This window comes from Geofilum rubicundum JCM 15548, from assembly GCF_000974365.1.
Classification (GTDB): domain Bacteria; phylum Bacteroidota; class Bacteroidia; order Bacteroidales; family Marinilabiliaceae; genus Geofilum; species Geofilum rubicundum.
Genome location: NZ_BAZW01000086.1, coordinates 1 through 9,720, shown reverse-complemented (window position 1 = coordinate 9,720; position 9,720 = coordinate 1). Strand labels below are relative to the sequence as shown.

The window sequence follows — 9,720 nt, the reverse complement described above, 5'->3', positions numbered from 1 at the left end:
ACCCTTCCAACCCTCTCAACCTATTGACCTAATGGCCTCTCGATCCCATCAACCCATCCTACCCCATCTACCCTTCCAACCCTTCCAACCCTTCCAACCTATTGCCCTAACCCCCTATATCTTTCCAACTTCTCCTCAGCCACCCTTCTTATATCCTCCTCATCACCCTTGTAATTCTCCAGCAGACTCTCCAGGTACTGCGCCGCCTGGAAAAACTCCTGACGATCCGCATAGATATCCGACAGTAAAATAAAGCTGCGTGCCAACCAGTATTGGTGCGGCGTCCCCTTATTCACAAAATCAAAAATCACCTGCTCCGATTCCTCCTTTTTCTGGTCATCGTACAGCATTTGCGCCACACGGTACTTCGCTTCCGCCCCTTCCACACTGCTCGTATTTTCAGCCAGCGAGCGGAATTCCGTCAGGGCACCCGTTTTCTGACCCAGCGACAAGTGCGCCAAAGCCTTGATATATCGTGCCTCCCGCACAATTTCAGGTGCCATGCGCGTATTGGCCATCACCTGGCCCGCTACCTCCACCGTAGCCGAGGGATTCGTCAACTTCGACAAGGCCCGCATCTGGCCAATCATCGCCTCCTGGCGATTCTCCTCCAGATCCGCTTCCTCCTCCAGGCGTTCAAAATAGCCCAGCGCCTCCGTATAATTTTCCTTCCGGAAATGAATTTCACCCGCATACTTCAGCGCATCCTCCGAGAACAGACTCTTACCGCGCCCCGTCACAAACTCAAACGACGTCAGCGCCTTATCCATATTCCCCGCCCGGTAGTGGCAATCCGCCATATAAAAGTGCGCATTCAGCACAAAACGCCCCTGCGGGTAAGCCCGCAGGTAATTCTCCAGTTGAATCAGTGACTGATCACAATTACCCGCCATGTACAAGCGCTCCGCCGCCACATAAGACAGACTGTCGCGCTGGCGCTCATCCACCCGCGCAAAACCACCAATCTGGTTCGTATAACGAATATAACCATCCGGATCATTCTGATCCATATACACATTTCTCAGTCCCAGCAAAGCATCCTCCGCCTCCGGCGTACCCGGAAACTCATTCACCACCCGCTTGTAATAGACCATCGACTGCCCCAGATCGCCCGAATTATAAAAAACCAGTCCCAGCTGCAGCATCGCCTTACGGGCAAAACTACTGCGCGGGTACTTGTCGCGCACCGTCTTAAAAGCCCGAATCGCATCCGGCAAATTATTCAAATGCACATAAGAACGCCCCATTTCATACCAGGCATCATCCACATAAGGCGAAACCGGATACATCTGAATCAGCTTATCCAATTGCCGGATTTTAGCCTGCTGATTGTGTCCGATACCCTGCGCCAGCGCCTTTTGAAACATCGCATAATCAGGTGACCCCGAAGGCACACCCGCTGCGCGGTCGTACCAATTCATAGCATTCGTAAAATCCCGCACCATAAAATACGTATCCCCCAGTCGGTTATACGCATCCCCCATCATCGCCGTAGTCCCCGAACTGCGGTTCACGTATTGCGTGAACCACTTCTGCGCCTCCGCGTAATTATTCTGCTTAAAACTCACATAACCCATGTTATAGTGCGCCGTTAAAAACTCCTCCATATTGCGCGAACCCGGCGTCTGCAAAAACTCCAGATAACCCTTCTGCGCCGCCGCATAATCGTCCAGACGATAATGCGCCTCAGCCCGCCAGTAAAGCGCCCCCATCTTAATGTCCCGATCGTAACTGCCATATTTCAGACTGTAATCAAACATATCAATCGACTGCGTAAACTGCAAATTCGTAAACAACTCCAGTCCCCGCAAATACGCCACCCGCTGCATCGCGCGGTACACCTCCGCATTTTTGTGACCAATGCTTTCCATCGCCTCCAGGGCCTGACGGTAATTCTTCGTCGTCAAAAGCGCCTGTCCCATGTACTGATAAGCCGCATCGATGTGCTCACTGTTGGGGAATTCCTCTATAAACTGTAGAAAAGAATTCACAATTTCATTGAAAGGCGAAAACGACAGCTCGTAATTCAGCTTGATGTAATTGAACATCGCATCCTCCTTAATGGCCATGTCAAACGCATAGCGGTTGGCCGCTCGAATGCGACACGCGCATTCTTCTTATCCCCCGTTTTCAGATAGCAATCCGCCAGATGGTAATACGCATTCTGCGTCATCTCATCCTCGCCCGACGTCACCTGCGCCAGGTAAGTAGCCGCCTGCACATAATCCTTCTCAAAATAATACGACAACCCCAGGTGGTAGTAATCCTCCCGTCGGGGCGTTTTACTTTCATTCACCACAATCGACAGGTAAGGAATCGCCCGTGAGTAGCTCTCCTTGGCAAAGTAAGAATCACCCAGCACCCTTGCCAGGTCCGAACGCATCACCCCCTTGGCCTCCGCCATCAGCGGCGTGCCATACTCAATGGCCTGGTCATAATCCTCCTGCATGTAGTAAATCTGTGCGATATAATAAGGAATCACCGATTGAAAGCCCGGCTCATCCTGCAACTTCTGAAAAGTTCGCAGCGCCGCTTCGTGATTGCCCTCCTCGTATTGAATATGCGCGTAGTAGTAATTGGCCGGCGCCCAGTATTTCGAAGGCACATCCTTCGCATTGCCCAGCAAGCGCGCCGCATTCACATAATCGTCCTCCATAAAATAGGCATAGCCCGCCTTATAAAAATAGCGCAAACGCACCTCCCGGTCGAGGTCCGCCGGCTTCACCTTCTCATACCACCGCAGCGCAATGCGGTCACGGTTATCGTCCTGCGCCAGTTCTCCCAGGCGGAAGTTGGTGTGCGACAAGTGCTTACTTTCCGGATAATCCTCCAGGTAGCGTTCCAGCAAATACGGCGCATCACCATTTTCCAGGTAGGAAGCCGACAGCGCCTCATAAAAAGCCGCATCCGCCATAAGCGCCCCCTGACCCGCCGGCGCCGCATCGTGCGCTTTACCAAACAGCTCACGGGCCACACCGTAGTAACCCCGCTCATAATGAAACAAGCCCTCCTCAAAAATACGCTCGGGCTGATCGCGTTCCAGACTTTTCTGACCAGATGCACTGAACTGACTTAAGGCGGTCAACGCCAACACCGCCAAAAATAACCGGTTTATCATAAATAATAGTTCGTTATTGTTTTGTAAATCGATGATCTTAAAATAACTTATACTAACTAGTTGCAGAAACACAACATGCTGAATATCATGGATCCAATTATGCCTCTCACCCTAATAATCTATTAACCTAACGATCTATTAATCCCGCTTCGCCACGTCCCAACCTAATAACCTCTTGACCTAATAACCTCTTGACCTAACAACCTATCCACCTGCCCCCACATCAAAAACAACGCCAAGATAGCGGTTTTGGTATAAAAAACCTAAAGAAAATACACTGACAAAAGAGGCCCTTCCCGAGAAAAGACAGAACCAATTAGGACACCTCAAAAAAGCACTTATTTTTTTAAACAAATCAGACGAAAAACGAAAAAATGAATTATTTTCGGGTCTTACTAATTTTAACTAAAACCTTAATTCTCATGAAAAAATTATTGATTTCATTGACCCTGTTATTTTTAGCACTTTCCACCTTTGCGCAAGGCAATTACCGCGACGTGGTGCATCTCAATAACGGAAGCATCATCAAAGGCATCATTGTTGAACAAGTACCCGGCCAACAATTGAAAATTGAAACTGCAGACGGCAGTATCTTCGTTTACCAGATGGACGAAATAGAAAAAATGACCAAAGAGCCCATGCCCCTTTCGGGAATGAGCACAAGGCACATCTCAAAATTCTCATCCCCAACTGCGAAGGGCACAATAATGATTTCCGGAAGCACCAATTTATCGTTTGCTTCCATCAACAATGAAACCAAACTAAATTCAGATTATAACAATGCTTCCTATGAATATGACACCAATCAATTCAGTTTTAGCCCATCCATAGGTTGGTTTGCCGACAACGGACTAGTAGTAGCCCTAAACATGGATTATGAATCCTCAAAGGTAGAAATTGAAGAAGAAACCTATAAGGAATCCACCTTTTTGATAGGTCCCAGCATAACCTACTTTTTTGGCAGCTCCAATATCAAACCATTTATTCTGGGTGAATACATGGTTGGTAACTATAAATCTGAAGACGACGGTGAGCATAATTCAGCAACAGTAAACGGTTGGGGCCTGGGCGGCGGAGTAGCCTTCTTCCTGAACCAGCACATCTCGGTTAATCTGGGTTTGGGATATGCCCATATGACTTCAACTCCAAATGAAGCCGCGAGCGCTGTTTCTGAAACTATCTCGAAAGGCATTGCCTTCGATGCCGGACTATCCGTCTATTTTTAATCTGGGTATTCCTTACTTATAAGCCTTCCTCCTCTGCATAAAAGTCAGAAGGGGAAGGCTTTTAACTTTAGTAAAATTTACCAAATCAATAATTATCAAATTACTCATTCAAACAAATGGATAATTCTGAAAAATTCGGTAATTTTGATTAAGGTCATCCTGTTTGGTTCACGCGCCAGAAAAGACCATGGCATTGATAGTGATTAGGATTTGCTGGTTATTTAAAAAGCAACCATCGACATTCAAACCATTACCGGACATATCCTCAAACAAGCACTTCTTGAAGGCGTCATATTATGAATCTATTTTGTAAATTTGAAAAAATGATGGGACACAACGCAGTAAAATTAGAGCTCATTGAGTGGCTAGCAAAACTCGAAGACAATGAAACTATTGAATATCTCAAAATAGTCAAAGACTCCAAAACAACCAACAACGATTGGTGGAATGATTTAACTGAAACTCAAAAAAGTGGTATTGAGCGTGGATTAAGCGACATAAAAGAAGGTCGTACAAGATCTCATGAAGATGTTAAGAACAAATATGGACTATAAAATTCGATGGTCAGAGGAAGCTGTAAATAATCTTGAGGACATTTTGGACGACCTGAGGTTAAAGTGGACTGATAAGGAAATAGAAAACTTCAAGAAAAGGCTTAGTCATCAGATTTCTTTGATTAAGCAGAATCCCTTTTTGTTCCCTTCCTCTTCAATAAAAAAGGAATTGAGAAAAGCGGTCCTGAGCAAACAAACTACAGTGTTTTATCAAATAGAAAATAGTGTGGTAAACTTAACTTATCTACATATTAATAAAAGAGACATTAAAAACATTGAATAATTGCTTCGGAAATTTAGTGTTAAATAATTGTATACATTAGTCTCCCCCATTAAAAATCACCCCCCTTGATATTCGCCTTTATAAGCCTTAAATTTAGGAAAACGCGAACAAAATAAAATAGCTACGATATGACTAAGCACAATAATCCATCCGACAAAAATCCAGATTACGCTCAAATGGCGCATGATTTGAATGACAAAATACTACAAATCAGCAATGAGATAACCGATCAATACCCCGAATTACTTAAATATCTGGATGAAATGCCCATAACCATACCTTCAGACAACGACCCTGAAATGTCCCTCAAGCAGCTACAATCCCACTACGAATCATTGGCCTCGATCCTCAGTGAGTACAAAGCCAAACAACCCAAAAAAGGAGAATAACCCGTTACGGACCATTTCCCCTTCACCGGTACTCAAGCCGCAGTTCCGATCTATCGTAAACGTCCACGCTCGGCGTAGTTTCTTTGCGAGCAAAGCGGCAAAGCCGATTAGCAACTACGCCCAACGACCCCTACTCCTTCGTCACACTCGTCTTAATGCCCGAAGTCAGCGACTTCACCATATAATTGAACAGGAACTTTTCAGGGTCCCGTTCATAATCAATAACACCCTGCCGCATTTCCTGGCCCGGCATCGGGTTCCAGTCCTTCACCACCCAATCAGCCACCATCGATTTCACCCGTTCGGCAGTCCCCGTAGCCTCCCCGCTTAGCTTATCCACCACCTCAAAATCCAGTCCCCGGTAACGCAACTGCATATCACCCGTCGCCTTCGCATCGTTGGCCGTCAGCTCACCCGCCCCATCAACAACGCAGAAGCCCGCCATTCCAGATAAGCCACCTTCCGAATATCAATATCCTTCCTCAGTAAAGCCTTAAAAACCGAAATCCCTTTGACCGTAAGCGCCTCAATGGTGCCCGACAAAGCCCCTGATCCCCCATTTCACCTTTCGTCCTCAGCCTGATATTCTCCAGTTCAACACCCGCCTGCAAAACAGAAACATCCACACTTTCCACCTCCACCAGATACGCCCCCGAATTTTCATCAATCGCCGTCCGAATCTTTCCCTCCAACCAAGCTCCAGCACCACTTTAGTCAACAGCACCACCAACAGCACCAAAGCCGCCACGCCCGATAATACCCAAATAATCGTTTTCTTTTTCATACAAGATCCAAGGTACCACTATTTGACACACTTAAGCAAGGGACAAAATAGTCTTTTTCATTCCCATGAATCGTTGTAAGCATTGTAAAAAAACAAAAGTTTGGCGACCAATCCAATATCGGAAATATAAGATGGGCCTTTGGATTAAACTACTAACCCAAAATTGCTAATGGCATCCTTTTTAGATAAATTTGTAAGACTGATTCAACTCATTAGCAGAGTTAAATCAGCCCAAGCCATGTTCAATCAGGAGGAAGAGAGATTTTAATACTTAAAGGCGTTTTTCATCCATTCCATTTCATTTCTTGAAATTCCTAAATCCCTCGCAATTTGTTCCCACTGCGCCACATTCTGCTGAATTGTATGGATAATTACATTAACCTCCTTTTCCTTTAAGCGAAAATAAGGGGCGACTTCTTTCACCAAATCTAAATCCAAAGCATTATCATTTTCAGAAATATTAAGTTTTAACCCAGTGCCGTTCGGAGTTGGATTGATGTCATAGGCAGGTGATAGTATCCAGCCGGAATCAGTTAACAAGAATCCGTGATTGCGTAGGTGGTCATCCGTATTGGAAATACAAACATTAAACACAATACGGCTCCATAACTTTTTGAGGTCATTATCCACATCTGCCCCATTCTGCATTATAAATTCCAGCAGCTCTAAATAACTGACCCCATCGTGGTAATCCGTTCCATCAGTATAACCCAGCAGAGTCATTGCAGAGGCAAAATGAATACGGCTTCCAGCAGTCTGCCTATCAAATCGTTGTGTTAAAAATGTATGTTGGTGGTGCGAAAACTTTTGTATCCTGGATGGTGCCATATCAATTCCAGATTGCACGGCCAGTCTATACGCTAACATTTCCCACGCACCCATATCTTGCTGATCATTTTGGCTTGGGAATTTAGCTATCCATAAACCACCATCCACATTCTGGATATTCGCCTTTGGTCTTGCGCCACCTAAAGAAGATCCCGGTGCCATTAGCATATTGAGCCATTTAAGGTACTCTGGATCATCAGGGGCATTTACCTTCTCCAGTTGTAAGCTGGCATGCTCAAGATCTCGGAGGGCAGCGAAAGGCGGTGCGGCCATTGCTTCATCATCATCTAAAAAAGCGCCATCTGGCTCTTTTTTAAAACGAAGCCCTCCCATTCGGTTACCATCATAAACGCCAAGAAGATAATCAGATTCTGTTAAAGTTTTAGCGCGCCGATTTTCTTTTCTGGCGATGGCAGCTTCCTTTCGCATCATTAAAACCCGTCCCCAACGATCAGGTGAGGAATCCAGAAAAATACCGAAATTGGACTTCTCATCATTAAGGTACTGAGCCCCTTCGAATAATTGTAGATCTGGATCAATGATTTGGGCAAAATCCGATTGTAACCACCCTTTGTCATATTCAAAGGAAAATATTTCTTTCCCTCTTGATAGTGTAGCATATAAAACCCCCATTAAGAATGGTGGTTTAATTCCATCCCAATGCGCATATACTAATATTTCGTTTCGCTCCATTGCCATTATTTCTTGTTTTTTTTGGGCCCCCGTTCCTTTACCATGAGATCAGCATCCTGTATTTTTCTACCCAATATATCATCAGCGGCCAAAAGCAAAATATCCTTCTCCAAACCTAATACCAATAAAACCTGAAGAACAATGCCCAGAGAAACCGCAGGGTTCCCTTTTTCCAAGGAAGAAAGAGTGGGACGAGAAATCCCGGCTCGCTCCGACACCTGATTCATTGTCAGTTTCCTGCGTAAGCGCGCCAACTTAATATTGTCCCCTAAAGTTTGTAAAAGCTTCATGCTTTTAGGCAGCAACACAATACTATTCCTAGACATAACATTAAATATATTTTACAAATATAACCAAAAAAGCAAATAGTATCTTACGTTATTATAAAAGATTTATAAATTGTCGAGAAAGAAAATCCCATTAGCGCGAGCTTCTTAAGATTCACACTCCAATATCATTCATCATACTGAAAGATATCTTATATTTGCATTGAAAGAAATGCCTGATTAAGATTTTGAAGATATGGTACGACAAGAAGAAATAGCTTTAGTAATAGACGCACAGAAGGTCACCTATTTTAAACAAGATTCGGGATTTACGCGTGACGCACTTGCAGATATACCTGTGGCAGATTCATTTGCCACCATAATAACCGGAATCCGGCGTTGCGGAAAAAGCACCCTTCTTTTGCAGTTGCTTCGTAAAAATTACCAGGATGCTATACATCTGAATTTTGAAGACATCCGCTTATCCGGATTTGAAACCGGCGACCTTACACGTCTTCACAGGGAAATTGAGAAATGAGAAATAAAGGTTCTGTTTTTTGATGAAATACAAATCGTTGAAGGTTGGGAAAAATTCATCAATCAACTTTTGCGGGAAGGTTATCAGGTATTTATAACCGGCTCTAACGCTTCCATGCTAAGTGTCGAGTTGGGCACACATTTAACAGGCAGGCACCTGTCTATCGAGCTATTCCCCTTCTCTTATTCTGAATTTATCCAATTCAAAGCCCTCGAAAATAGAGAAAACGCCGTTATAGACTATCTCAAAATGGGAGGCATACCTGAATATGTTAAAACAGGCCTACCCGTTGTGCTGAACACCCTTGTAGATGATCTATTAATGAGAGACATCGCCATCAGACATTCTGTTCGTGATGTAAGCTCATTACGTCAATTAACAGCATTTCTGATAACCAATATAGGTAATCTTATTTCGGCCAATAAATTGCTTGGAATGTTCGACATCAAATCCCCTGCCACATTCTTAGAATATTTTTCATTCCTGAAAGATGCCTACCTACTTGAATTCATCCCAATATTCAGTCATTCGTTAAAAGTTCAGGCCCGTAACCCAAAGAAAGTGTACGTCATGGACATGGGACTATATACCGAAACCTCCCTGTCAACAAGCGATAATATGGGCAGACGATTAGAAAACCTTATATTCTTGCACCTGCGGCGAAAATATAAACAAATTTTCTACTTCAAGGATAAAGGAGAGTGCAACTTCATAACCATGGAAAAGAATACCGTGAAAGAAGCCATACAGGTCTGTTTGAATGTAAATGATGAGAACTTCAAGAGGGAATACAACGGACTTCATAGCGCCATGCTGAATCTTGGATTAAACGAAGGAACCATCGTAACCCTTAATCAAAAAGACACCTTTAAAAAAGACGGCCTCACCATCAGAATGGTCCCTGCCCATGACTTTTTTTGAAAAATAATCCCTGTAGCGCGATATTTGCACAACCAATAGTGCAATTATCAAAAAAAGTGTTGATTCTGTTGTGCATTTTGTACCTTTGCTTAAATAACTCCAATGCCATGAGGACACTTT

At 44.2% G+C, this 9,720-nt stretch carries 11 protein-coding genes and 1 pseudogene; 6 read left to right on the top strand and 6 right to left on the bottom strand.

Translation table 11 applies throughout. The annotated features are described in order from the left end of the window. Positions 1-98: 98 nt before the first annotated feature. Both JCM15548_RS19245 and JCM15548_RS24750 read right to left on the bottom strand, forming a co-directional pair. Positions 99-2,069 (bottom strand): tetratricopeptide repeat protein, encoded by a 1,971-nt coding sequence (locus JCM15548_RS19245; RefSeq protein WP_227626043.1) that lies wholly within the window; start codon positions 2,067-2,069, stop codon positions 99-101. Next, positions 2,027-3,118 (bottom strand): tetratricopeptide repeat protein, encoded by a 1,092-nt coding sequence (locus tag JCM15548_RS24750; RefSeq protein WP_227626042.1) that lies wholly within the window; start codon positions 3,116-3,118, stop codon positions 2,027-2,029. The genes JCM15548_RS19245 and JCM15548_RS24750 overlap by 43 nt, the downstream gene beginning before the upstream one ends. A 422-nt stretch (positions 3,119-3,540) precedes the next feature. On the opposite strand from JCM15548_RS24750, the gene JCM15548_RS19240 reads away from it, so the two are divergent. The 4 genes from JCM15548_RS19240 (at position 3,541) to JCM15548_RS19225 (ending at position 5,570) form a co-directional block, all read left to right on the top strand. Then, entirely contained in the window at positions 3,541-4,344 is an 804-nt protein-coding gene (locus JCM15548_RS19240) for an outer membrane beta-barrel protein (protein WP_062128685.1), read from the top strand. Positions 4,345-4,667: 323 nt separating this feature from the next. Continuing rightward, a complete protein-coding gene (locus JCM15548_RS19235) occupies positions 4,668-4,898 on the top strand; it encodes a hypothetical protein (RefSeq protein WP_227626041.1) in 231 nt (76 codons plus the stop codon). Then, positions 4,867-5,181, top strand: coding sequence for a type II toxin-antitoxin system RelE/ParE family toxin (locus JCM15548_RS26480; RefSeq protein WP_369403718.1), 315 nt, complete (start codon positions 4,867-4,869; stop codon positions 5,179-5,181). Before JCM15548_RS19235 ends, JCM15548_RS26480 begins: the two co-directional genes overlap by 32 nt. Positions 5,182-5,309: 128 nt before the next feature. Continuing rightward, the gene (locus tag JCM15548_RS19225; protein ID WP_157482977.1) at positions 5,310-5,570 is read left to right on the top strand and encodes a hypothetical protein; all 261 of its coding nucleotides are present in this window, start codon (positions 5,310-5,312) and stop codon (positions 5,568-5,570) included. A gap of 130 nt (positions 5,571-5,700) precedes the next feature. Here the strand turns inward: JCM15548_RS19225 and JCM15548_RS19220 are convergent, their stop codons facing one another. The 4 genes from JCM15548_RS19220 to JCM15548_RS19205 form a co-directional block, all read right to left on the bottom strand. Continuing rightward, complete coding sequence (locus JCM15548_RS19220) at positions 5,701-6,015, bottom strand: hypothetical protein (protein WP_062128676.1); 315 nt, start codon at positions 6,013-6,015, stop codon at positions 5,701-5,703. Between the two features lie 129 nt (positions 6,016-6,144). Further along, positions 6,145-6,354 (bottom strand): hypothetical protein, encoded by a 210-nt coding sequence (locus tag JCM15548_RS21820; protein ID WP_157482975.1) that lies wholly within the window; start codon positions 6,352-6,354, stop codon positions 6,145-6,147. 264 nt (positions 6,355-6,618) lie between these two features. Next, entirely contained in the window at positions 6,619-7,881 is a 1,263-nt protein-coding gene (locus JCM15548_RS19210; RefSeq protein ID WP_062128672.1) for a type II toxin-antitoxin system HipA family toxin, read from the bottom strand. Continuing rightward, entirely contained in the window at positions 7,881-8,201 is a 321-nt protein-coding gene (locus JCM15548_RS19205) for a helix-turn-helix domain-containing protein (RefSeq protein ID WP_062128670.1), read from the bottom strand. The genes JCM15548_RS19210 and JCM15548_RS19205 overlap by 1 nt, the downstream gene beginning before the upstream one ends. Positions 8,202-8,397: 196 nt before the next feature. Here JCM15548_RS19205 and JCM15548_RS24745 point away from each other — a divergent pair. Continuing rightward, positions 8,398-8,862 (top strand): annotated as a pseudogene (locus JCM15548_RS24745) (ATP-binding protein); the annotation flags it as partial. After that, complete coding sequence (locus tag JCM15548_RS24740) at positions 8,836-9,600, top strand: ATP-binding protein (protein WP_488193229.1); 765 nt, start codon at positions 8,836-8,838, stop codon at positions 9,598-9,600. The pseudogene JCM15548_RS24745 and the gene JCM15548_RS24740, both read left to right, overlap by 27 nt. Positions 9,601-9,720 lie beyond the last annotated feature (120 nt).